We start from the raw sequence: 24,135 nt of genomic DNA, 5'->3' as shown, positions 1-24,135 counted from the left end.
ATAACGATTTGAGGATTGATATTTACAAGCAGATACAGATTTGTAAGGCTGTGCCATTATAGCTTTGTAATTACCTGGTACTTTCAACGGTGTACACAAAGCTGCTTGCTTTATAATAACCTAAGTTATATTCAATTGCCCGCTCACCAGGGTCAAAAACATATCTTTTTCTGAAAAGCAGCGGACTACCAGCCGGCAAACGTAATTTATCGGCTATGTTATCATCGGCTGCAACCGCGCTAATTTCTTCTTTTGACAGGGTAGCTATAATTGAATGCTCCTGTTCAAGCATTTCATATAACGGCCTTTTAAAGTCTTCTTCACCGGTTAAGCCCACCCTTGGGTGAAAGTACGATACGAAGTATACAAAAGGCTCGTCGGGTCGGCCGCGTACCCGCTCCAGTTTAAGTACTTTACGATCGGGTTTTATCTCAAAAAAAGCTGCCAGTTCTTCATCGGGTGTTACCCATGTAACATGCAGTTCAAAGTTTTTAATAGGAATACCACGCAGCTTCATCTCCTGCGAAAACGAAAGCCAGTTGTTTGACTTTGAGCTTACCACATTTTGAGCAACTCTCGTACCTGAGCGCTTTTTACGAACCAGTAACCCTTCAAAAACCAGCTTGTTTATTGATTGCCTAAGCGTTGTGCGAGAGATGGCAAGCTTTTTTGCAAGCTCAACCTCATTAGGCAGTACCTTTCCGTTTCTGTAATCTTCTTCTTGTATCAGCTGCCTAAGCAGCGTTTCGGCCTGTGCATGTAATGGAACCGGACTTTTATGATCGATGCTATACTTTCTCATTGTGTACTTAGTACAATAATAAGGCTTTTATTTAAAACTTTAAATGTATGTACATATATCGTTTATGCATATTTCAACTCGCTTTATATCAGCATAAAAAATAAATCAAAAAAAATTTGCAATCAGTAAATTATAATTATGTTTGTACATATAAACAATAAACCAATTGTCAGCTTTTGCTGAATTCCTCGAATATAAATAAGCATCCTTAGGCTTTGCTTATTATTATGTACATACATTATAACATTATATGAACGAATCTACTCTTGTTCAAACGCTGCCGGGCAGCAATACTACCGACGCGAGAAAAACTACGCAATACCTGATGCCTCAGCGCATTGATACGTCAATTTCAAAGTCGGCCAGATACAACATTTATCCAGCTTGCTCACTTCACGCCGGTAGTGTACAAAATGGGTATGAAAGTTTGGCCGAATGGATTGCCGGGCAAAAAACGGTAATTATTGATGGTTATGTAGGTGTGTTTTGGAGAGAGGTTCAAACAGCTTTGCAAAGTTGCTTACAAAATAAAGGACTTAAAGTTAACTGGGTTGATGCAGCAACGCTTTTAAAGCCGGCATCAGTAATTGATGATATGGTTGCTCCGTTCATGGGCACTTATGAGTCTGTTTGGGGTACCAGATGCACTCTAACACTAGTAGACTACTTTGATCAATCGGCTGTAGAGATGCAGTCACCAGATGCCGAAGCAGATATTAATATCATTATTGGTACTGGTGCGGCTTTGGCCGGTTGGAACGGTGTATTGGTGTATTTTGATTTACCAAAGAACGAATTACAGTTCAGAATGCGCGCTGAGTCTATCACCAACTTAGGCAGTGAGCGCACCTATGAACCGTTTTACATGTACAAACGGTTTTACTTTGTTGACTGGGTATTACTAAACGAACATAAGAAAAATATACTGAGCAAAATAGATGTAATAGCCGACGGACAATGGCCAAATAATGTTAACTGGATGACCGGTAATACACTAAGAGGTGGCCTGAAAACTTTAACTACTATGCCTTTACGCGTGCGCCCCTGGTTTGAACCTGGTGCATGGGGAGGACAATGGATTAAATCAAACATTGAAGGCGTTAACCCCGATGCAGTGAATTATGCATGGTCATTTGAACTCATTGTACCCGAAAACGGGCTGGTGTTTGAAAGTGACGGTTGGTTGCTTGAAGTGTCGTTTGATATGTTGATGTTTCAAAACGGCAAGGAGGTACTTGGTAGCCACGCTGAGGTTTTTGGCGATGAGTTTCCGATACGTTTTGACTTTTTAGATACTGTTAAAGGCGGTAACTTATCAATTCAGTGCCATCCATCTCTCGAATATATTCAGGAAAACTTTGGCGAGCGTATCACCCAGGATGAAACCTACTATATTTTAGATTGCGATGCTGACGCACAGGTTTACCTTGGCTTCCAGGATTCAATAAACCCGGAGGAGTTTAAATCGGCATTGGAAAGCAGCCAGGCTGAAAGCAAGCCGCTGGATATGGAAATCTATGTACAGGTACACGCTGCGCAAAAGCACGACCTGTTTTTAATACCTAACGGAACGGTACACAGCGCGGGCGCCGGCAATTTAGTGCTTGAAATTAGCGCTACACCCTACATCTTCACTTTTAAAATGTATGATTGGCTTCGCCTTGACTTAGAAGGCAATCCAAGACCAATAAATATTGATCACGCCTTTAATAACCTTGATTTTACTCGTAAAGGGCAACGCGTGCAGGAAGAACTGATTTCAAAGCCTGCTGTGTTAAGCCAAACTGATGATGTAAAAGTTATTCATCTACCTACACATTCAGAACACTTTTACGATGTGCACCGGCTGGAATTTGCCAACGAAGCGCATGTTGAATTAAACGGTGGTTGCCACGTGCTGATGGTAGTAGAAGGGGAGAGCGTAACCGTTAAAACACCTGGAAGCGCAAACCAGACGTTTGCATACGCCGAAACCTTTGTTGTACCGGCCGGAGCAGGTAGCTACACGTTAACCAATTTAGGTAGCACGCCGCTGAAAATTATAAAAGCCTTTTTAAAATAAGCAGCCATAAACTTTTTATAAGTGCGTAATGCCTGTAAAAAGGTTGCTTAAAGCATGTTAAAACCATCAATTATTTAACCATATGAGATCTAAACAACTACTAAATCCTTTGACGCTTCCTTCGGGCCGGCGTTACTCCAGGATTGGGTTGCTGCTCCTTTTGGCCTGCTGCAGTGCAGCACAAGCCGAGGCAACGGCTAACCCAACCATTTCAAGTACAACGGTCAGGAAGAGTGCCGATGTAATTATCACCGGGCAGGTTAAGGACGAGCAGGGCTTGCCTTTACCCGGCGTTACCGTTAAGCTCCAAAACTCACAACTTGGTACGCTTACTGATGTAAACGGCAATTACAAGTTAACCGTGCCCGAGGGTGAGGCTAACAAGGTGTTAATATTTTCGTTTATTGGTTTTACATCACAAACGGTAACCATAGGCCAGCAAACTCAAATTAATATATCGTTAAAACCTGATACGTCAAAGTCGCTTAACGAAGTAGTAGTTGTAGGTTATGGTACGCAGCGCAGGGCAACTATCAACAGTTCTATAGGCGTAGTTGCAGCCCGTGACATTAATGAAAAACCAGTACTCAACGCTGTTCAGGCCTTACAGGGCGAATCACCCAACTTAGTTATTCAGCAAAGTACTTTAGATCCGGGTGCTACGCCCATAATCAATATCCGGGGTGTTTCAACAACGGGTAACAATGATCCACTATTAGTTATTGATGGTATTGTCTCTCAGTCTATTGGAGATTTGAGCTTGCTTAACCCAAATGATATTGCCAGCGTAACCGTATTAAAAGATGCAGGCGCGGCAGCCATCTATGGTTCACGCGGTGCAAACGGTGTGTTATTGGTAACTACAAAAAGCGGTAAGCCTAATCAAAAAGCAACGGTTAATTACAACGGTAATTACGGTTGGCAAAAGCCGAACATATTAGTTAGGAAAGTAAATGCAGCCGATAATGCATACTACAAAAATGAGTCGTTGGTAAATTCAGGGTTGCCCCCGTCATTTACCCCAGCCCAAATACAGGAACTTGCCGCACAAGGTAACGGTACCTGGGATGTTGATCATCTATTATACAATGCACCCCAACTGTCGCAAAACTTAAGTGTTAGCGGTGGCGGTGCAAGTAACACTTACTTTATATCTGCAGGCTATTTAAACCAACTCAGCAACTTTATTGGCAACGGTGGCAGTGGCAGTAAGTTTGGTTATCAAAAATATAATTTAAGGGTAAACCAGTCAGTGACTGTGGGTCGCTTCAAGCTTTCGGGTATACTTGAGTACACCAAGTCGCGCAACAAAACCAACAGTGTAGGCAATAACAACGTTTTTGCTGATGCCAACAGGGTGCCATACAATTACAGCTGGCAAGATGAAAACGGAAACTACCTCACTAACCCAATCGCTTCGCAATACAATGAGCATGGCGTATTGGAAAAAGGTGGCTTTAACCAGGCCGATAACGACCGTATATTCGGTAACCTTACCGGTATACTCAATATTACCAAAGAGTTGAACGTTACCGGTGTATTTGGCGGTACCATACAAAACAACGGTAACTTATTCAGAAGAACGCAGGTTAATTATTTGCCTGCCGGCGTTTATGGTAACGACTTAACTACGTTTGATAATAATTCAAAATCACATGCCTTTAACACGCAGGTGTATTTGAACTATATCAAATCATTTAAGCAACATAACTTGAATGCTACGCTAGGTGTATCAAGCGAGATCACTAATCAGCGCGGATTCCAGCTGCAAAAAACGTTAACCGATCCTGTGTTTGGTAATGCCACTACCGGAACGCTGATTGATGCAACAAATTCATACAACAGTATCGGAGTTCAGGCTAACAGCTTACAATCGGCCTTTGGACGCTTTAGCTACGATTATAAGCAACGTTACTTCCTTGATTTTGTATTCCGTAATGATGTTTCATCAAAGTTTGCTAAAGGTGAGCGCAGCGGCTTTTTTCCTTCAGTTAACGCAGGTTACCTGATATCTGACGAAAGCTTTATGGAGCCGTTGAAAAACACGCTGAACAGTTTAAAACTACGGGCCACTTATGGTATTGTAGGTAATAACCAAACAGCAGGTAACTATACTTACCTTACTACTTACTTCAACTACCCTGGCGCTTACGGATACAATGGTGTAATTCAAGGCGGTGCAGGTACCAACCTCTCAAACCCATTACTAACCTGGGAAGAAGCGGCCACCTTAAACTTCGGCTTCGACTTTGGTTTGTTTAATAATAAACTTACCGGCTCATTTGACTATTTCGACAAAACTACCAGAAAAATACAGCAGAACCCATTAGACGTTCCAAGTGTTTTTGGTGCTACGCCACCTACGGCCAACGTTGCTAAAGTGCAAAACAGGGGCTGGGAGGCGCAATTAACCTACACCTGGAAAACTCCGAAAGTAACGCAAAGCTTCAGTGCAAACATTGGTAACACACAAAATAAGCTGCTTGAACTTACTGGAAATACTCAGCAAATTATTTATAACCAAGATGTATATCAGTTACTGCGTAAAGTAGGTCAGCCGCTTACACAATATTATGGCTATGAAACTGATGGTTATTTTCAAAACCAGGCCGATGTAAACACCTTACCCAAACCGGCTGGTGCCATTGTAGGCCCGGGTGATCTTAAGTTTAAAGATTTAAACGGCGACGGTAAAATTGATGATAATGATAAAAAAGTAATAGGTAATCCTTTCCCGCATTACACTTTTGGTTTTACCTATCGCCTTGCAGTGGGCGGATTTGATTTAACGCTTTTTGTACAGGGAGTTGGCCAGCGTGACGCGTTTTTGCGCGGCGAACTTGTTGAGCCGTATCATTACAACTACGGTGCAACACTATACGAGCACATGACCAACTACTGGACGCCTAGTAACCCCGATGCACGTTACCCAAGATTGGCCAGCATAGGTTCGCCATCTAATACTAACAACTGGCGCAATGGCTCTGATGTTTACCGTTACAATGCAGCTTATGCAAGGCTTAAAAACGTTAACATCGGATACACTTTACCTAGCGCGCTTACCCGTAAAGCAGGCATGCAACGTGTAAGAGTTTCAGCAATAGGGCAAAACTTGTTAACGCTAAGTAAACTTCGGTTTATTGATCCGGAGACTACCGAGTTCGGTAATAGCGTAAGCCCTAATACAGGCTCTAATAGTGCACGCAACTACTTACTGCCCATCTTCATCGGTGCCGGCCTTGATATCACCTTTTAACCAGTTAAAAAAGGATTATGAAACACATTACTAAATATTTAGCAATAACGGCATTGATTGTTGTGAGCAGCTGTCGTAAACTCGATTTAGCACCAACAGATGCCTACTCCATACTTAATTTTTGGACAGCAGATGCCAACGTATATAACGCGCTGAACAATAACTACAGCTTAATGTACAACAGCGGCTTATATTTTGGTGCCGAAGGATTATCTGATAACGCATACTCTCAAAACAATAATGACCTCATACAAATAGCAAGTGGTAACGCTAATTCGCTTACTCCAAAATTTGCGGGAGATTGGGCTTATTACTACAGCACTATTAAATCATGCAATCAATTTCTCGAAAACGTTGATAGGAATACAACGCTTGGCACCGCAACCTTAAACAGGTTAAAGTCTGAAGTAAGATTCATCCGTGCATTTGAGCATTTTAACCTAACTAAATGGTATGGTGACGTGCCCTTGGTTACTACAGACTTGACGCAGGATGAAGCAAAGGTAATCGCTAAAACTCCACGTGCAGAGGTAGTGAATTTTGTGATCAATGAGTTAAAAGATATTGTAGCTTCATTACCATCAAAAGATCAATTATCACCTGCCGAAAACGGCCGCATTACTAAAGGTGCTGCACTGGCGTTGCAAGCACGCGTATTATTGTACCAGGGTAACCGCATGGCCGAGGTTGTAACCGTTTGCGAAGCATTGATGAATAATAGCAGTGTTAACGGTACTTACTCATTAGCATCAAATTACAGCAACTTGTTTAGCGATCCATCGGTAAACCGCAATAATCCTGAAACCATATTGTCTTTACAATATGTGCCTGCCACTACCCGTACCTGGACAGATTTTTGGGATTTTGCCCCTAACAGTGTAGGCGGACGCGTAAGCGCCTTAGCGCCAACACAGGAGCTGGTAGATGATTATATTATGCTTAATGGTAAAGGAATTACCGAAGCAGGCTCAGGGTATGATGAGAACAATCCTTACGTTAACCGCGATCCACGCCTGACAGCAACAGTTGTTTACGACAGGTATAACTGGAATAACGGCGGAGGTGTTAACGGTACCAGTAAAATCATTTATATCCGTCCGGGCAGTGATCCAACCCGTCCTGGTCCCGATGAGTACTCATCAGGCAGGCAAAGTTCATCGCCAACGGCTTACTACTGGCGTAAATATTTTGACCCATCGGCTCTTGCAAACTTTACATCGGGCAATAACCTTCACCTTTTCAGGTACGCAGAGATATTGCTTACCTACGCTGAGGCAAAAAATAGTTTAGGACAAATGGATGCTGCTGTTTGGAACCGTACTATAGGAGCGCTGCGTACCCGCGCAGGTTTTTCAGATGCGGCAGCTGTAAGTTATCCGGGGGGTGATTTAACTAACGTTATAAGACGTGAGCGTCGGGCCGAGCTGGCCATGGAAGGTATTCGTATTGACGATATCAGACGTTGGAGAATAGCTGAAACCGTACTGAACAGGTACGTACATGGCGCACGCTTTTCGGGCGATCCGACTACCGATAATGGTTACATCCGCGTTCAGCTAAGACGTTTCAACGCCAACCGCGATTACTTATGGGCTATACCAAGCGGCGACCAAACGCTGAACGCTAACCTTACTCAAAATCCTGGCTATTAATAACCAAACCAATTAAATCAATTATTCAGATGAAAACCTCTGTTATAAATATTGCCATAGGTATGCTTGCACTTTTTACAGCTAGTTCATGTAAGAAGGACACTCGCCAATTAAATAGTGATATTACTGCTGTAAGTACGCTTTCGGCACCGGTAAATTCCGCTTCTTTAAACCTGCAGCCGGGTGGTAGCAGCGTGGTGTTTAAATGGAACGCAGCATCAGCCTCTGAGGGTGGCGTTATATTATACGAAGTTGCCTTTGATAAAGCCGATGGTAACTTTAGTAAACCAGCGTACCGCGTTTTAGCCGATGGAACAGGCGTTCAGCAGCAGGCTACCATTCCGCAAGATACATTGAACAAAATTGCTTCACTGGCAGGCATAGCATCCTCAAGCACCGGCACGCTTAAGTGGACGGTGATGGCATCAAAGGCTGCTAACGTCCAAATCGGTAGTGCCATAAATACATTGCAGATAACCCGCCCGGCTGGTTTTGCGGTTGCACCAAGCACCTTGTTCCTTACAGGTTCAGCTACTGAGGCAGGCGCAGCTGATGTTACTAAAGCAATAGCATTTAAACAAACTTCGCCAGGCGTGTTTGAACTCTATACGTCGTTACAGCCAGGTACTTATCAGTTTACTGATAAAGCAACCACTGCAGGCACAAAGTATTATTTAAACGGCAGCGGCACAATTCAGCAAGGCGAACAAACAACTGCAATTAGTGCCACTACAGGTGCATACCGCATAAGGCTTAACTTTAATGTGGCTACAAGCAATGTTGTTGGTATACAGTCGGTTGGTTTATTTATGTCGGCATATAACACTGAGATAGGTCAGCTTGCTTATGCAGGTAACAGTACCTGGAGCAATGCACGTATCCCGGTTACTTTCTACCAGTTTTCATGGGGACGTGATGAACGTTATAAGTTCATACTACATACCTCGGCAGGGGCAGAGTATATGGGTAGTGTAAACAGGGATAACGTGGCTCCTGCAGGGCAACCGGCAAGTTATTTTAACCTTACTCCGGTTACTAATGATCAATGGAACAACACCTATAAGTTTGATCCTTCTATTGATACGCATAACGCTAAAGTAGATGTTTATTTCAAAGCTAATGCCGCTTATTCACATACCGGAACAGCCGTAAACTAACCAATAAGTAAACTAAAACAAAACGGGTAACGTGAGTGGTGTAATTACTACCGCGTTACCCTCATTTACCTGATAAACCATGAGAAAGCAGTATTACAACCTGATTATTGTACTTGGCGTTTTGTTTGCCTCTTGCAGTAAATCAAAAACTACACCTGATAGTGAAAATAACGGTGGTAACAACGGAGGAGGTGGAGATGGTGGAAACCCGGTAACTGAATCTGTATACCTCACTAATGCTAAAGCCACGCAAGCCTTTATCAATTCGGGCTATGGCACTCCCTTTGGTAGTTACAAGGTAAATACAACTACTAACACCACAAGCGCTTTTGAGTGGTATGTAGCAAGTCATATTTATGCTGATGCCGCTATGGTTGCTAACGGGCAGGCAGGTTCTATGACCTCCATGAACAACACCTTTAATTGGCTAAAAAAACTTGAGGATAAGTCAAATGCCAACGGAGGTTACTATGCTTATGCTAATTTAGACGGAACCGGTGCCAGTGGCGTTAAGTACACTGATGATAATGCACTTACCGGTATGGCTTATTTAGATGCTTATGATGTAACCACAGGTACGGTTAAAGGTGATTACCTGGCAGCGGCACAATCTTGTGCCAAATGGCTAATAAACAGCGGTCAATGGGATAATACCTTTAGCGGCGGCTTTTGGTGGACTACTGAGAAAACTGTAAAGCCCACCCAGTCAAACGGACTTGCCATGCAGCTGTTTGCAAGGCTCTACAAAATAACCGGCACTACGCAGTATAAAGACTGGGCTATTTTAGTAAACGACTGGCTTAACAGCCAGTTATATGATAGCAACTCGGGCTTATACATTTGGCAAATAGAAAAAAATGGCTCTAAAAATAATGTGAAGTTTACCTATGATAACGCCATTATGGTTGAAGCGCAATTACTATATGCTGATGCCATGGGCGATAACACCTACAAAACTAAAGCCCAGGCTTTAGGTAATGCCATGATAAGGGGCTTATGGGATAAAAGTTACAACGTATTTATTTTCAACACTAATGATTTACGTGTAAACGGCTGCTACAGCGGTTGGGCTACGCAAGCCATGATAAAGCTTTACGAGTTAGACCAAAACAGTAACTGGCTGGTTTATGCCAAAGCAAATGTAGACGCTATTAATGTAATACTTAAAAATCCTGCATTAAACGGATATTACCAGTATGCAGGTTTAAATGGTGCCGGCAGATATAGCAACCTGGAAGGTGTAGACCAGGCTTGGATGCAACGTGTGCAGGTGATGTTGTCAAAATACCGTTAACAATACCAGGTTTTTCTAAATTTTCTATCTCTTTTATGAAAAAAATATTCTTGCTACAAACAGCGCTGGCTTTAGCCACTTTTACTACAGGGCAGGCCGTAGCGCAGGATGTATTACAATATGTTAACCCCGGAATAGGAACAGCACATAGTCGCTGGTTTTTCTTTACACCGGCGGCGGTCCCGGGCGGAATGGCCAAACTTGCACCATCAACCAACGGTAGTTATGGTAATGCGCAGGGTTGGGAAGCTGTTGGTTATGATGTAAGGCATAATTCAATTGAAGGCTTTGTTCATTTTCATGAATGGCAGGTTGGGGGTGTGAGCTTTATGCCTACCACCGGCGAGCTTAAAGTAGTGCCCGGAGAACTCGACAAACCCTTAAGCGGTTACCGTTCTGCATTTAATCGTAAAAATGAAGTAGCACAGCCTGGATATTACAAAGTAAAGCTTGATGATTATCAAATTACCGCCGAGCTTACCGCAACCAAACGTGTAGGTTTTCACCGTTACACGTTTCCAAAGTCAACTAATGCGCACATCATTTTAGATATTGGCCGTAAACAAGGGGAAAGCGGCGAGGCAACAGATGCCGAGATACACATGATTGATGCTACACATTTTTCGGGTTATGTTTACACATACCCAAAGTATGTGGCAAGCTATGACCCGGGGGGAAAAGTAGCCATGTTCATTTATGGCGAGCTTGGTAAAAAACCGTCATCGGTAACAGCCTTTACCAAGGCAGGTACCAAGCCCGGGCAAAAAGCAGCCAAGGGCGTTGGCGCTGGCCTGGCCTTGAATTATAAAACACTCGCGGGTGAAAAAATTGAAGTAAAGGTAGGACTAAGCTACACTTCAGTGGCAAATGCAAAGGCTAACTTTATAGCTGAGGCGGCAAAGCTAAAATTTGACAGCGCCTTGCAGTTAGCAAAAAAAACCTGGAGGCAGGAAATAAACAAGCTACAGGTTGAAAGCAGTATTGAAGCCGATAAAATTAAGTTTTATACAGGCCTCTACCATGCTTTACTTGGCCGCGGCTTAGCCAGTGATGTTAATGGAGCTTATCCAAAACATCGTGCAACTATAGGTCAACTGTCAGCTGAGGAGAAAAAACATGGCTTCATTAATACCGATGCCATATGGGGTGGTTACTGGAACCTTACTCAGTTATGGTCATTGGCTTACCCGGAATGGTATGAGCGGTTTGTAAATACACAACTCAGGCTATACAAAGATAAGGGTTGGTTTGGTGATGGTATTGCCAACAGCGAGTACGCATCGGGCGTAGGTACCAACTTTGTAGGGTTAGCCATTGCCGCTGCGTACCAGGTGGGTATACGTAGTTTTGATGCCAAGTTAGCTTACGAGGCCGTTAAAAACAACGAGTTGGGTTGGAAAAACCGCTTGGTGGGTTCGGGCAAAATGGATACCAGAGCATTTTTAAAATATGGTTATGTGCCGCATCTTGATGGCGACGGCAGTAACTTTGTGACCGATTCCACAGGATCAAATTTTTCTGCATCGCACACGCTTGAATACAGCTACAGTGCCTTTGCTGCAGCCCAAATGGCAAAAGCACTGGGTAAAACCAGCGATTACAAGCAACTTATTAATTACGCTGAAGGATGGGATAAATTATTCAATTCATCAATTAAGCTTATTCAGCCTAAAACTGCCGAAGGCAAATTCATAGAGCGTTTTGACCCAATGCAGCCATGGAGAGGATTTCAGGAAGGGAATGCCACGCAGTATACCTTTTTTGTACCTCACAACCCTAAAGCCTTAATTAACGCGGTAGGCGACTCAACATTCAATTCGCGCTTGAATACCATATTTGAAGCATCAGAAAAGAATGGCTTTGGTGGTGGTAAAACCATTGATGCATTTGCCGGGGTGAACGCATTGTATAACCAGGGCAACCAACCTAACCTGCACATTGGCTGGCTATTTAACTTCTCGGGCAAGCCGTGGCTTACACAAAAATGGATACGTAGTATTTGCAACGAATTTTACGGCACCGAATCAATTCATGGTTACGGTTATGGGCAGGATGAAGATCAGGGACAGCTTGGCTCATGGTATGTGCTATCTTCATTAGGTTTGTTTGATGTAAAAGGCTTTACCGATCAGCGTCCCATTATTCAGTTTGGTAGTCCTATATTTAATAATGCACGCATAAGCCTGGCGGCGGGTAAAACCTTACAAATTGAAACCCGCAACAACGCAAAAGACAACGTTTATGTACAAAGCCTCACCTTTAACGGTAAGCCTGTCGAAAATTGCTGGATGTACCGCGATGAACTAATGAAGGGTGGCAAGTTAGTATTTGTAATGGGTAAAGAACCCAATCAAAAGTGGGGAACCAAAACGCCTCCGCCATCCATACAATAGCACCAAATTATAACGCGTTATGCAGAAATTGAAAATATTGACGGTTGCTGTGTTTTGCTGCGCTGCAGTGCATGTGTCTGCTCAAATTAAAGATGAAAAGGCTCATAACTACTTGCAACGGGCCGAAACCATGTATAATTTAGTTTGGAAACGTTACCGTGTACCGGCACAACCGGGTTTGTTTAAAGAGAATTATCCTGACAACAAAAAAGACTCATTAAATTACATGCAGGGCGGCGGCGTAGCCGAAAAGCAGGTTAGCTTTTTATGGCCTTTTTCAGGTGTGTTTTCGGCAACAAACGCCCTTATGCATCTTTCCAGTTCTTATAAGCTTAAGTATAAACGTTATCAGGATACGCTGGTACACGGAATTGAATTATATGCCGATTCCAAGCGGCAGCCATTGGGCTACCAGGCTTATCCGGTAAAGTTTGAAAAGGCCGACAGGTATTACGATGATAACGGTTTGGTGGGTATCGACTACATGGAATCGTACCTTGTAACACGCAATCCTTTGTACTTAAAACGTGCCAAACAGGTATTTAAGTTTATTGAGAGTGGTTGGAACAATGACGCAGGTGGGGGAGTTACCTGGCTGGAAGGGCATAAAGACCAAAAACCTGCATGCAGTAATGGGATGGCTACGCTAACGGCACTAAAAATTTATCAGGGAAGTAAGGATAAAGCTTACCTGGAAGCTGGCAAACGGTATTACAATTGGATGTATAAAACTCTTAAAGATACCAACGGCGTTATTGCTAACGATATAAAAACAGGTAGTAACAAGTTAAATCATGTTTACTGGACCTACAACACCGGGTCGTTGATTGAGGCAGCCGTTTTACTACACCAGTTTACAAATGATAAGCAGTATTTACGTGAGGCCCAGCAAATGGCAGCAGATAGTTACAAATACTTTTCGAGCAAATCACGTAATAAAAATCTGCCTATAGCTATTGATTTACCCTGGTTTGTTACGGTACTATTCAGAGGTTATGCTGCACTTTATAATGTTGACGGTAATTATACCTACATCAAAGCCGTTGAAGATGCTTTGAATTACGCGTGGACCAATTCGCGTGATGAATACGGATTTATTACTCACACCTGGTTGCCCAATGCCGAGGGTTTAAAGAAGCCTAAATGGCTGCTTGATGAAGCATGCATAGCCGAATTATATACCCGTTTAAGCCAGTTACAAAACAATAGAAAGTAACCGGCTTAATAGCCAATTCCATAATTTTTTTAATGATGAAGAATAAAAGTATAAGCCTTATTGCTATCACCATAGTTGCCTCTTTAGGAGGGTTTTTATTTGGTTTTGATATGGCTGTTATATCCGGCGTGCTGCCTTTTGTTAAAACTCAATTTTCACTCACGGCTGTGCAGGAGGGTTGGTTTGTATCATCAGCACTAATAGGCTGCATTATAGGTGTTGCCCTATCAGGTGAGCTAAGCGACCGTTTGGGCCGAAGGGTACCTATGTTGCTGTCAGCCGCGTTGTTCCTGCTATCGGCTGTGGGCTGCGCCTTTATGCCCACGTTAACGCTCATAGTAGTTTCGCGCCTTATAGGCGGCATAGGTATTGGTATTGCCAGTAACGTGGTTCCGTTATATATATCGGAAATTGCCCCGGCAAACATTCGTGGCCGGTTGGTTACTTACTACCAACTAGCCATAACATTTGGCATATTGGTAGCTTACCTGACTAATGCGGCATTAGTTAATTACGCAGCTACATCTGCTTCGCAACTTATACTTATAAAGCAAATATGGCGTGCAATGCTTGGTTTGGGTGCTATACCTGCCGTTGCATTCCTGGGCGGTTTAGTCACTGTTCCAGAAAGTCCGAGGTGGCTTATGCAAAAAGGCAGAACTAATGAAGCAACTGAAATTTTGCAAGCTATATCTCATAATCAAGGCAGCATAAACACCATTAGCCATAGCGAAGCTGCGCCTCAAGGATCATACAAAGAGTTATTTGCACCCGGCATGCGAAAAGCCTTACTTATAGGTATACTTTTACCATTGTTCTCGCAGTTTAGCGGTATAAACGCCATAGTTTACTACGGTCCGAGCATTCTAAGCAGTGCAGGCATATCGCTAAGTAATTCGCTTATTAGTCAGATCATATTTGGTGCTGCAAACATGATTTTTACCCTGTTTGCTATCTGGAAGGTAGATAGTTGGGGAAGGCGGCCTTTATACCTGTACGGCACAGCCGGGGCAGCCATTACGCTTATAGCAACTGGCTATTGCTTTTACACAGGTGCTACCAGCAGCGTATGGTTACTGGTATGTGTACTCTCGTTCCTGGCTTTTTTCGCTTTCTCAATAGGTCCGTTAAAATTTGTAGTTGCATCAGAGATTTTTCCTAACGCTATACGGGGTCGCGCTTTGGCCATAAGTATTATGACTATGTGGATAGCTGATACCATTGTTGGCCAGCTTACCCCCATACTTTTGAAAGACTTTGGCAGTGCAGGCACGTTTTGGTTCTTTGCTTTCTTTTGTGTAGTGGCATTTGTAGTTGTTTACAAACTATTGCCAGAAACTAAAGGTCAATCGCTGGAGCATATTGAAAACTATTGGAAAGCCAAAGGCATGAATGCTCATGACCAGCAAGACTCAGAACCATTTATGCCGGTTCATTAAAAGTAGCTGGCAAAGATGTCAGCAAAGTCAGTACTCTTATCCCACAACAACTTATAAGGCAATAACTGAACATTAAATGGAAAACCAACTACCAGTATCCTGGATGCCTAATTTTTTAGCCTGTAAGCCACTGAAACAACAATTGGCTGATGTGTTAATAAGAACAATAAGTGTCCAAAATTTAAATAGCGATTACTATCTGCCAGAAATTGGTAAGTTAAGTACAACGTACAAAGTTTCAAGAGATGTTGTTTTCGAGGCTTATCACATCTTAATGGAGACTGGAATAGTACGCTATGATAAAAGCAGAAGCAAGTTTGTTCTATCTTGATTTTGTAACAAGATGAAAATATGCCGAGGTTTCAGGCTGTTGCTGTTGATAGCGGCTTAAACAAGCTATTGTACAAAACTGTTAAAGGTAGTGATGACCAGGCATTACCATTTCCCGGCTACACGTGCTACGTTGATAGGTGTAATACTTATTTTCGTAGCATTATTGCCTTTGATAATCTTTTCGTTAATTGATAAGTCTTTCATCTCCGGTTTAAAATTCTATGCTGAGCTTTTTACCGGATTTCCTCAATTCTTTTAGGTTTAATCAATCTGTTAATTATAATTAGCGGCGTATCGTACATAATCAAATCGAGAAAAATTGTTTGGCTAAAGCTTGATGAACGAGGTGTTTACTATCTGCCTTGGGGTGATGGCGCACCATCGAGAGTGAAACCTTTGTTCAATATTTTTAACCTGGAAGACTCTCTTGTTTTTATACCTTACAGGGAGGTGCGCTTTGCAGAACTTGAGGAAAATAAGTGGACCGGCGGTAACATCAGGTTAAACCTGAAAGGTATGGTGTATAAAGATATAAGGTCTGTTCCGTTCACACTTGCCCAAAAGCAAGAAATAATCACTATCATTAACGCACATTGTAATAAAGATCAAAAATCTGTTTAGGGATTGAATACTAAGTAGGCATATGATTTTAAAAATGATTCTTCATGAAACTAAAATTGACCTTATTATTCTTCATTATAGCATGCCGGGTAGTTGCGCAGCATCATCTGCCGGTAGTAAAAGCCAATTCAAACAAAGCAAAATTTCATGAAGGAAATATGGCAGTTTACAACTGGTATATTGACCCCGCTGTGAAAACTGATGTGTTTACTAGTGGTAAACTAACCCGCGTTACTAACTTTGTATTTAAAACAGATATAGACTCCATAAGCTTTAAATTAAAGCCTGGGCAGCAAAAAGACTTCATTGTGCTTTTAAATGGTAGAGATTCTTGCTTAACCCGTATCCAAAGCCCGGAGCTTAAAAATTATAGCGCCAGCGCCAACGCTTTTCATGATACGGTAGCGTTTAAAATCAATAAGTATAACACTAACTATGTACCTGTTGTAATTAACGGTACTGACTCAATATTGTTAAACTTTGATACTGGTGCAACAGACGTATGTATAATTAGCGAAAGCCTTAAAAACAAGATTAAGGCAAAATTGAAACTATACAATACTCCTTACGCTATCAGCATAGGCAGTAAAGATTTTAAGAGCAAAATATATGACATAACCACTGTCGGACATGAGGTGGATGGCTTATTAGGGTGGGATATATTTGACGGTATGGTTGTAGAACTTGATTATGACAAGCAAAAAATGATCATCCATTCAGCAATGCCAAAACACTTAACTAAAGACAAAGGTTACGAAAAGTTCAACATCACCTACATTAGAAATAAACCTTTTATTGAAAGTAATATATCACAGGGCAGCGTAACCAGTAAAAGCTTATTCTTTTTTGATTTAGGTTACCAGCGCGCTGCAATGCTTGATAATGACGTTCTGGTTAACGCAAAGTTTCCTGTAGAAAAAACGCAGGTGATTAAAAAGGTAATTATGCATGGCAGCAGGGGCAATGAGATACCAGTAATTACAGCTGCTTTACAAGATTTGCAAATTGGTAAGTTTCGGCTAAAAAATGTTCCTGCACAAATCATGATAGAGGGTAAGCCTTTGCCCGGTACAAACGTTCACTATTTAGGCAGCGATATTTTAAAACGTTTTAATACAGTGCTCGATTTTCAGCATAATGCTATATATTTAAAGCCTAATAGCTACTATAACGCCGCCTTTGCCGATCAGGCGAAAGACGGCGCTTAGGTCGAATTTTTGGCTTATAAAAAGCAGTAATCTGTTAGATATTGAGTTCAAACTGCTCTTTAAATTTTGCTACTTGCCTGCGTGATACTTCGGTTGTAACGCCATCGCTTAATGTAAGCTTCAGCCGGTTTCCTAATGATAAATCAACCTTTACAACGTGCTTTAGGTTTACAATCTGCTGCCTGTTTATTCTTATGAAATGCTTTTGGTTAAGTGTTTCTTCCAGTTGCTGCAAAGTGCGCAGCATAAGCGGACTTTGATTGCTAAAAAACACCTGAATATAGTTGCCTTTCGATTCAAAATATCTGACATCTTTTAAGGGCACCAGCCACGCTTTATGCTGGTCTTTAATAAATATCCGGTTATCCTCATCGGGTGTTTTATCCGGTACTTGCTTAGAGACAAAATGAGCCGAAGCTTTGAGAATAGCTTTGGCTAACCGCTCCGGTACAATCGGTTTTAACAGGTAGTCAATGGTATGATAGTCAAATGATTGTAGGGCATACTGCTCAAACGCTGTAGTGAATATTATTGCAGGTAAACAGTCAAGTTTCTCTAGTACATCAAAACCACTTGCTCCCGGCAAGTGAATATCTAAAAATACCAGGTCGGGACTTGTAAGTTTGATTAGCTCTAATGCCTTATTGGCAGAATCTGCCTCGCCAATTATATTGATGTTACCATGAGCACGCAGTAATTCTTTCAATTCCACACGCGCCAACCTCGAATCTTCAACAATTACAGCTTTAATCATTTCTTAATCATAATAGTTACAGTTACGTAAGGTGGCTGCTCTACTACTTCAAGAGCTGCGTTGTTGCCATAAAGCAGTCTAAGCCTTTCTTTGATGTTGTTAAGACCGATGCCAAGACTATCCTCCAGCCGGTTGTTAATAGTCAAGGTGCCGGTATTGGTAACCATTAAAACCATGTCGTTACTGTTACGGCTAATGTTAATTCGTATCTCGCCACCATCATTTTGCAGTGCAATGCCATGCTTAATGGCGTTTTCAACTAACAGTTGCAGCACCATGGGCGGAATACACTCTGTGAGGCAAGCTTTATCTACATTAATATGGTAAGTAAGCTTGTCTTCATATTGAATTTTAACCAGTTCAAGATACTGTTTTAGTATATCAACCTCCTCGGCCAAGTTAATTTCCCGTCCGTCTGTATGCTGTAAAGCATGTCTGAATATTTCCGAAAAGCGGGTCAAAGTTTGTCTCGCGAGGCCTGGATCCTCTAAAATTAGCGCCCTTATGTTATTTAGGGAGTTGAACAAAAAGTGCGGATTTATTTGAGCTCGCAATGTGCCTAACTGAGCTTGACGTACCTCGGCCTCAAGCTGCCACTTTTCTACCTCGGCTGAGTGATAGCGCCTTACAAGATAGTAGCCAAGGTAAACCGAATCCCAAGCCAGCATTATACCCATTAACGGAACAATTTGAAACAGTATTGGCATTATTGATAGCGGCTTGTTCCCCAAAAAAGGCAGCATCATAATTATGAGTATTACTAACCATAACGCCGCTTGTACAAAGGCCGATGCAAATAAAAATGCAATAAGCTTAGGCGCGTTAATTTCAATTGTTGCTTTGTATTTTCTGAAGTACGCACGGTAGAGGCTGGTAACTGCAAAGCCTCCCGCGCACATACCGGCCAGGTTTAAGTACAAATTAACGTTACTAAACGATCCGCTGGAGTACTGAACAATCCAGTTCAGGAAGCCGATGAGCAGCCAGCAGCTAATTTGAACCGGCCAAAACCATGACTGTTTTTTTTCCATTACTTCAACTGGGTTATCCAGTTACTAACTTTAACCAATGCTGATGGGTTAACGGTCTCATCTATTTTTGCATACTCACTGCCAGACCCCGTGCTGGCCAGCTGAAAAAGATGGTTAAGTTTCGGTAAGGTTACAACTTCGAAATGTTTATTTCCACCTTTTATTAACGCAGCTTTAATACCGGCAAGGTTTGCCTTTTCTTGCACCTGCATATCAAGCGTTCCGTTAAGTGCCAACACAGGGCAACGCAGCTTTTCAATGTTAGCAGCAGGATTGTACGCTATAAAGTACCTGAACCATGGCGTATAAATTTGGCTGGTTGTACGTTTTGCTACATCATCAATGCTTTGACCACCAAGGGCTTCTTTAGGTGTTGCCCTTAATTGCTGATATATTACCGTATCCATTTTTGCTTTAAAGGCAGCCTCGGGTAGGTTGTTAAACTGCCTCATTGCCTTAAATAGTTTGCTGTTTGTGGATACAGATTGTGTTATGATATTTTCAGGCGCACCTGAAAGGCGCATTTGGTCAGTGCTTTGTTGCACCATAAGTTCATTGATAGGCACGCCAGGCGCTGCCAGTAGTACAACAAACTTTACTTTATTATTGCGTGCTGCAACCATTGGCGCAATCATACCGCCTTCGCTATGGCCCATAAGGCCAATCGAAATACCTTTAAACTCTGGCCTCGACTGTAGATAGTTAACCGCTGCTTCAGCATCATCTGCAAATTCCGCACTGGTGGCAGTACCAAATTTCCCGGTAGATTTTCCAACACCTCTGTCATCGTACCTCAATACGGCTATACCCTGTTTGGTCAGCCAATCGCTCCATACCAAAAATGGCCTGTGATTAAATTGCGCTACCTCCTCGTTACGATCTTGCGGACCCGATCCGCTGATTAATATGACTACTTTTTCCGGCTTTTTACCTGTAGGTATAGTAAGCGTACCAGCAAGTATGTTGCCGGCTTTCACATTGTTGAAAGTAATGTCTTCCTGCTTGTAAGGAAACGAGGTTGGATCTTGCGGGCGCTTAACGGATGCTTTTTTACTATCCGCCGGTTTGTTTGGTGTTAGTACAAGTGGCAGGCTTGCTGGGCCTTGTTTAAAGATGCCGTTAATTTTATTACTATCAGCCTTAAAAGTACCGGTATATTTCATACCAAACTTTGCAGCTTCTATGGTAAGCTCATTGTTCAAAAATTGCGTTTTATCGGTTGCTATGCCCATTGCACCCTGATCGGGGCTATCCATAGTTGTTACATAGTCATTTCCGCTTTTGGTAACATGGAATACTACGTGCAAAGGGTTTTCGCCAATTTTGAGGGTGCCATACCAAGTGCCGGTAATGGTTTGAGCATAAGTGGCAAGTGTAACAAGTGCAAGGATGCAGGTTAAAAGTATCTTCTTCATTTTGTTATTATTTAAGCCAAATATGCATGTGGGCTAAATTACTTAATAATAATTTGTGTTGAACGGCTACATAAAATGATGAACGGTTGAAACTGTTGTGATATGCCACTAATTAGCTGCTGATGCGTGATAGTAAACTTCAAAATGTCCGATAAAATCAGTTACACTAACTGCTTCAATCTAGCGTTAACTACTAAAGCTACCTTATGACCTGCAAAATACTTATCACTCTGGCACTGGCGTTGTTTGTATTCTCCGGAATCAACACTGCCTTTGCTCAATCAAAAGATTTTAAACATGCAAAGCTTGCACTTAACGCCGATACATGCTTTAAACAAGCCCTTGACTATCTTGAGAATCATGATTACTTTATTGAGGACGTAGATAAATCCAGTGGTTTTATAAGGGCCAAGTCGTATACTAAAGACAAAAAAATTCTGTCATCTAAAGTTGGAGAGCGTAGAACAGTCACCATGCGTTTTAGCACTATTGCTGGAGGAACTTTACTATCGCTTAACATGTATAGTGAAGCTTTAAGATGGAGTGGCAGTATACACAATAATGTGTTGTCTTATGAAGATGATGGCATAGTTGAGCAACCAACTATCTATAAAGTGTTCATAGAAGATTTTTCAAGTGCAATAAGGCGAAGTACAAATAATTAAAGAGTCACCTGTTAAAGCTAGAGTGTACCTGCATAAGAGCTTAGATATTCTTTTCCGAACATTCATTTAAACCGTTGACAGCACATATAAATGAGGAGTGTACAAACGTTTGTGGAAAATTGCCCAACATCATGTTTTCTTTTAAATCAAACTCCTCGCTGAAATAACCAAGATCATTGGCACAGCTTTGTACAGCCTGTAATATGGCCTCTGATTTTTCAATCTTCCCGGCAAGGGCATAATGATGCGCCATCCAACAGCTGGCAGCTAAAAATACACCCTCTTTTGCCGAATCAAATTCAAGTAAATGCCGGCGATACAAATTGCCTTCTTCGTAACGCTCTTCAATAGTTGCTATTGTTTTTTGCAGATGGGGGTTGGCTGGCTCGTCAAAGCCAAATGGTGCAAAAAGGGCACATGCTACATCAACGTCTTCCGATCCGGCGTGCACAGCGTAAGCACCGTAACTGGTTATACAATTTTCCTTAATAAAGTTTCGGATAAGCTTTGCGTTATACAACCATCGTTCAGCTGTTTCGGTATTGGTTTGATACGGAGCCATAACTTCTAAAGCGCGTGCTGCTAATGCCTTGCTTGATGTATAATGCTGCACCCGCTCTTCTTCCCATATGCCGTTATCTTTTCTTTCCCAATTTTTGCATATATAGTCTGCAATAGCTTCAACCGTTTCCCATTCAGGGCGTTCGCCTGTTTTTGCGTAAATGGCACCGCAAGCCAGTAGTATACTAGCCTCCGCATCTAATTGAAATTGATCTGCCGCGGCATTGCCTTCCATCACAAGGCTGCTGTTTTTGTAGCCCATCAAAGGCAGTTCTCTAACATCCGTGCGTACGGAGCCATCAATTCCGTAAAAACAGGATACATGCGATTGATTATTTTTCTTCATGGCACTTGATACAAATGACATGAATGCATGCTCCACCTGTCCGTCAGTTTGCAATGCTACCAGCGATGAAGTGATCAGTGCTGCATCGCGCATCCATACATAACGGTAGTCGTAGTTGCGCTTGCCACCAACAACTTCGGGCAGTGCTATTGTAGAAGCGGCAATAATGCCGCCGGTTGGCTCGTAAACTGACTGCTGCAAAGCACGTAAAGAGTCACGCACTTCCGCCTCAAAAGAACCGCTGTAATCAATATGTTTTTCAATCTCTTTCCAAGCCGCCAAAGTAGATGCCAGCGCATCGTCAAGCATATTGCAATCAAACTGTTCGCTGTCAATCAGCGCTATCCAGGATGGGTCACCAGCCGGAGCGTCAAATTGAATGATATCATTAACAATGTTTAGGGTATGTGAACAATGAAGCCACAATTGCTGCTCGGGCAATACAATGGTATGAGTGGATGAATGGTGCAGGCTTAAGGGTTTTAAGCCAAAATCCCCTACCAACCGAATCCGGCCGGTAACAGTTGCCGGTGCCTGGCTTATTTTACGGCATATGCCATTAAATTTTGACGCAAGCGGCATAAAATCGGTTATTGATAGTTTGCCGCTATTTACCTCAAAGTTGGTTTGCAGTACACTGCTTCTGTCAATAAAAGCCCGACCAATAAAGTTTTTGTTATCACATTCAATTTCCCAATACCCACCCTTATATTCATCAATAAGGGATGATAAGAGTGCCGCACGGTCAAAGGCGCCGGGGCAATACCAGCTGATGGTGGCATCTTTATCAAGCAGGGCACAGGTATTACGGTCACTGATTACCGCCAGTGAGGAAATATCGGGTTGTTTCATGGGTTTTAGCGGCTAAAATAAAAGCCGGGCAGTAAGAACTGCCCGGCAATAAAAGGAATTTTATATAAACAATTTTATGGGTGACCGTTACCACCTGCTGCGCCATAAACCTGGCCGGTAGCATAGCTTGCATCAGCATCGGCCAACTGCACAAAAATTGAAGCCAGCTCTGCAGGTTGACCCGGGCGGCCTAGCGGTGTAACGGAACCGAATTTTTCAATAGCATCCTGAGGCTGGCCACCGCTTACCTGCAACGGGGTCCATACCGGTCCGGGTGCTACGCCGTTAACACGTATACCTTTTGAACCTAATTGTTTAGCTAAAGACTTCACGAAAGCAACATTGGCTGCCTTAGTTTGTGCATAGTCAAAAAGGTTCTCCGACGGATCATATGCCTGTACCGATGAGGTGGCAATAATTGCCGAACCTTCAGGTAAATGCGGCAACGCAGCTTTGGTAATCCAAAACGGCGCGTAAATGTTGGTTTTGATGGTAGCATCAAACCCTTCTTCCGTTATATCTAATATAGAGTCAATGGCCTGCTGTCTGCCCGCATTGTTCACCAGTATATCCAACCCGCCAAGTTCTGATACGGTTGTTGACACCAATTCTTTGCAAAATTCCGGGTCTGTGATATCTCCAGGTATGGCTACTCCTTTGCGTCCGGCTGCCTGTATTAATGCAATCACTTCATCGGCGTCACTTTGTTCTTCCGGAAGATAGTTTATCACAACATCTGCGCCTTCACGTGCATAGGCAATAGCGGTTGCCCTGCCAATCCCCGAATCACCACCCGTAATCAGAGCTTTACGGCCTTGTAGTCTTCCTGATCCTTTATAGCTTTCTTCACCATGATCTGGCAGGGGTTCCATTTTTGAGGCTAAACCGGGTGCCTGTTGCGGCTGTCTGTTAAACGGAGGAGCAGGGTACTTACCCGCCGGGTTCTCCAATTTTCTTTGTGTTGATTCTGACATGTTTTTCTTTATAGATAAATTTTGATGTTATGAAGCAACAGGCTTTTATAGTAATTGTTGAGATTATTAATATCTTTTAACAACAATGGTTGGCAGCTAACTTA

18 protein-coding genes are annotated in these 24,135 nt (G+C 42.4%); 12 read left to right on the top strand and 6 right to left on the bottom strand.

The window, feature by feature from the left end:
• Positions 1 to 70: 70 nt before the first annotated feature.
• Positions 71 to 802, bottom strand: coding sequence for a GntR family transcriptional regulator (locus GO816_RS18020; RefSeq protein WP_157543351.1), 732 nt, complete (start codon positions 800 to 802; stop codon positions 71 to 73).
• Positions 803 to 1,052: 250 nt separating this feature from the next.
• On the opposite strand from GO816_RS18020, the gene GO816_RS18015 reads away from it, so the two are divergent.
• From GO816_RS18015 to GO816_RS17965, 11 genes are all read left to right on the top strand, one after another.
• Positions 1,053 to 2,864: a class I mannose-6-phosphate isomerase gene (locus GO816_RS18015; RefSeq protein WP_157543350.1), complete on the top strand. Its 1,812-nt coding sequence runs from the start codon at positions 1,053 to 1,055 to the stop codon at positions 2,862 to 2,864.
• An 82-nt stretch (positions 2,865 to 2,946) separates the two neighbouring features.
• On the top strand, positions 2,947 to 6,120 hold the full coding sequence (locus GO816_RS18010) for a SusC/RagA family TonB-linked outer membrane protein (protein WP_157543349.1): 3,174 nt from the start codon (positions 2,947 to 2,949) through the stop codon (positions 6,118 to 6,120).
• A 17-nt stretch (positions 6,121 to 6,137) separates the two neighbouring features.
• A complete protein-coding gene (locus GO816_RS18005) occupies positions 6,138 to 7,772 on the top strand; it encodes a RagB/SusD family nutrient uptake outer membrane protein (RefSeq protein WP_157543348.1) in 1,635 nt (544 codons plus the stop codon).
• Positions 7,773 to 7,801: 29 nt separating this feature from the next.
• Positions 7,802 to 8,929, top strand: a complete 1,128-nt coding sequence (locus GO816_RS18000; RefSeq protein ID WP_157543347.1) for a SusE domain-containing protein — start codon at positions 7,802 to 7,804, stop codon at positions 8,927 to 8,929.
• A 79-nt stretch (positions 8,930 to 9,008) separates the two neighbouring features.
• Complete coding sequence (locus GO816_RS17995; RefSeq protein WP_157543346.1) at positions 9,009 to 10,223, top strand: glycoside hydrolase family 76 protein; 1,215 nt, start codon at positions 9,009 to 9,011, stop codon at positions 10,221 to 10,223.
• Positions 10,224 to 10,258: 35 nt separating this feature from the next.
• Positions 10,259 to 12,616: a GH92 family glycosyl hydrolase gene (locus tag GO816_RS17990; RefSeq protein WP_157543345.1), complete on the top strand. Its 2,358-nt coding sequence runs from the start codon at positions 10,259 to 10,261 to the stop codon at positions 12,614 to 12,616.
• A gap of 19 nt (positions 12,617 to 12,635) precedes the next feature.
• Positions 12,636 to 13,832, top strand: coding sequence for a glycoside hydrolase family 76 protein (locus GO816_RS17985; protein ID WP_157543344.1), 1,197 nt, complete (start codon positions 12,636 to 12,638; stop codon positions 13,830 to 13,832).
• Between the two features lie 32 nt (positions 13,833 to 13,864).
• Positions 13,865 to 15,271 carry a sugar porter family MFS transporter gene (locus tag GO816_RS17980; protein WP_198171572.1) on the top strand — a complete coding sequence of 469 codons (1,407 nt, stop codon included), beginning with the start codon at positions 13,865 to 13,867 and terminating at the stop codon, positions 15,269 to 15,271.
• Between the two features lie 76 nt (positions 15,272 to 15,347).
• Complete coding sequence (locus tag GO816_RS19020) at positions 15,348 to 15,602, top strand: GntR family transcriptional regulator (RefSeq protein WP_157543343.1); 255 nt, start codon at positions 15,348 to 15,350, stop codon at positions 15,600 to 15,602.
• Between the two features lie 398 nt (positions 15,603 to 16,000).
• A complete protein-coding gene (locus GO816_RS17970) occupies positions 16,001 to 16,225 on the top strand; it encodes a hypothetical protein (RefSeq protein ID WP_157543342.1) in 225 nt (74 codons plus the stop codon).
• 44 nt (positions 16,226 to 16,269) lie between these two features.
• The gene (locus GO816_RS17965; RefSeq protein ID WP_157543341.1) at positions 16,270 to 17,433 is read left to right on the top strand and encodes a pepsin/retropepsin-like aspartic protease family protein; all 1,164 of its coding nucleotides are present in this window, start codon (positions 16,270 to 16,272) and stop codon (positions 17,431 to 17,433) included.
• 34 nt (positions 17,434 to 17,467) lie between these two features.
• On the opposite strand, the gene GO816_RS17960 is transcribed toward GO816_RS17965, so the two are convergent.
• Genes GO816_RS17960 through GO816_RS17950 form a run of 3 tightly spaced genes read right to left on the bottom strand, consistent with a single transcriptional unit; the run spans position 17,468 to position 20,633 of the window.
• On the bottom strand, positions 17,468 to 18,187 hold the full coding sequence (locus GO816_RS17960; protein ID WP_157543340.1) for a LytR/AlgR family response regulator transcription factor: 720 nt from the start codon (positions 18,185 to 18,187) through the stop codon (positions 17,468 to 17,470).
• Complete coding sequence (locus GO816_RS17955; RefSeq protein WP_157543339.1) at positions 18,184 to 19,218, bottom strand: sensor histidine kinase; 1,035 nt, start codon at positions 19,216 to 19,218, stop codon at positions 18,184 to 18,186. Before GO816_RS17955 ends, GO816_RS17960 begins: the two co-directional genes overlap by 4 nt.
• Complete coding sequence (locus GO816_RS17950; RefSeq protein WP_157543338.1) at positions 19,218 to 20,633, bottom strand: alpha/beta hydrolase family protein; 1,416 nt, start codon at positions 20,631 to 20,633, stop codon at positions 19,218 to 19,220. Before GO816_RS17950 ends, GO816_RS17955 begins: the two co-directional genes overlap by 1 nt.
• A 206-nt stretch (positions 20,634 to 20,839) precedes the next feature.
• On the opposite strand from GO816_RS17950, the gene GO816_RS17945 reads away from it, so the two are divergent.
• Positions 20,840 to 21,298 (top strand): hypothetical protein, encoded by a 459-nt coding sequence (locus GO816_RS17945; protein WP_157543337.1) that lies wholly within the window; start codon positions 20,840 to 20,842, stop codon positions 21,296 to 21,298.
• A gap of 40 nt (positions 21,299 to 21,338) precedes the next feature.
• On the opposite strand, the gene GO816_RS17940 is transcribed toward GO816_RS17945, so the two are convergent.
• The gene (locus GO816_RS17940) at positions 21,339 to 23,057 is read right to left on the bottom strand and encodes a glycoside hydrolase family 15 protein (RefSeq protein ID WP_157543336.1); all 1,719 of its coding nucleotides are present in this window, start codon (positions 23,055 to 23,057) and stop codon (positions 21,339 to 21,341) included.
• Between the two features lie 74 nt (positions 23,058 to 23,131).
• Positions 23,132 to 24,031, bottom strand: a complete 900-nt coding sequence (locus GO816_RS17935) for an SDR family oxidoreductase (protein ID WP_157543335.1) — start codon at positions 24,029 to 24,031, stop codon at positions 23,132 to 23,134.
• Positions 24,032 to 24,135 lie beyond the last annotated feature (104 nt).

The organism is Mucilaginibacter aquatilis (assembly GCF_009755275.1).
Classification (GTDB): Bacteria; Bacteroidota; Bacteroidia; order Sphingobacteriales; family Sphingobacteriaceae; genus Mucilaginibacter; species Mucilaginibacter aquatilis.
This window is presented reverse-complemented; position numbering and strand designations above follow the sequence as displayed.

What these genes read in the sequence shown, in the direction of transcription:
- GO816_RS17935 (WP_157543335.1), bottom strand. Translation starts at nt 24,031, where the DNA reads ATGTCAGAATCAACACAAAGAAAATTGGAGAACCCGGCGGGTAAGTAC.
- GO816_RS17950 (WP_157543338.1), bottom strand. Translation starts at nt 20,633, where the DNA reads ATGAAGAAGATACTTTTAACCTGCATCCTTGCACTTGTTACACTTGCC.
- GO816_RS17965 (WP_157543341.1), top strand. Translation starts at nt 16,270, where the DNA reads ATGAAACTAAAATTGACCTTATTATTCTTCATTATAGCATGCCGGGTA.
- GO816_RS18005 (WP_157543348.1), top strand. Translation starts at nt 6,138, where the DNA reads ATGAAACACATTACTAAATATTTAGCAATAACGGCATTGATTGTTGTG.
- GO816_RS17940 (WP_157543336.1), bottom strand. Translation starts at nt 23,057, where the DNA reads ATGAAACAACCCGATATTTCCTCACTGGCGGTAATCAGTGACCGTAAT.
- GO816_RS17945 (WP_157543337.1), top strand. Translation starts at nt 20,840, where the DNA reads ATGACCTGCAAAATACTTATCACTCTGGCACTGGCGTTGTTTGTATTC.
- GO816_RS18010 (WP_157543349.1), top strand. Translation starts at nt 2,947, where the DNA reads ATGAGATCTAAACAACTACTAAATCCTTTGACGCTTCCTTCGGGCCGG.
- GO816_RS17985 (WP_157543344.1), top strand. Translation starts at nt 12,636, where the DNA reads ATGCAGAAATTGAAAATATTGACGGTTGCTGTGTTTTGCTGCGCTGCA.
- GO816_RS17955 (WP_157543339.1), bottom strand. Translation starts at nt 19,218, where the DNA reads ATGGAAAAAAAACAGTCATGGTTTTGGCCGGTTCAAATTAGCTGCTGG.
- GO816_RS18000 (WP_157543347.1), top strand. Translation starts at nt 7,802, where the DNA reads ATGAAAACCTCTGTTATAAATATTGCCATAGGTATGCTTGCACTTTTT.
- GO816_RS17960 (WP_157543340.1), bottom strand. Translation starts at nt 18,187, where the DNA reads ATGATTAAAGCTGTAATTGTTGAAGATTCGAGGTTGGCGCGTGTGGAA.
- GO816_RS19020 (WP_157543343.1), top strand. Translation starts at nt 15,348, where the DNA reads ATGGAAAACCAACTACCAGTATCCTGGATGCCTAATTTTTTAGCCTGT.
- GO816_RS17980 (WP_198171572.1), top strand. Translation starts at nt 13,865, where the DNA reads ATGATGAAGAATAAAAGTATAAGCCTTATTGCTATCACCATAGTTGCC.
- GO816_RS17990 (WP_157543345.1), top strand. Translation starts at nt 10,259, where the DNA reads ATGAAAAAAATATTCTTGCTACAAACAGCGCTGGCTTTAGCCACTTTT.
- GO816_RS18020 (WP_157543351.1), bottom strand. Translation starts at nt 802, where the DNA reads ATGAGAAAGTATAGCATCGATCATAAAAGTCCGGTTCCATTACATGCA.
- GO816_RS18015 (WP_157543350.1), top strand. Translation starts at nt 1,053, where the DNA reads ATGAACGAATCTACTCTTGTTCAAACGCTGCCGGGCAGCAATACTACC.
- GO816_RS17995 (WP_157543346.1), top strand. Translation starts at nt 9,009, where the DNA reads ATGAGAAAGCAGTATTACAACCTGATTATTGTACTTGGCGTTTTGTTT.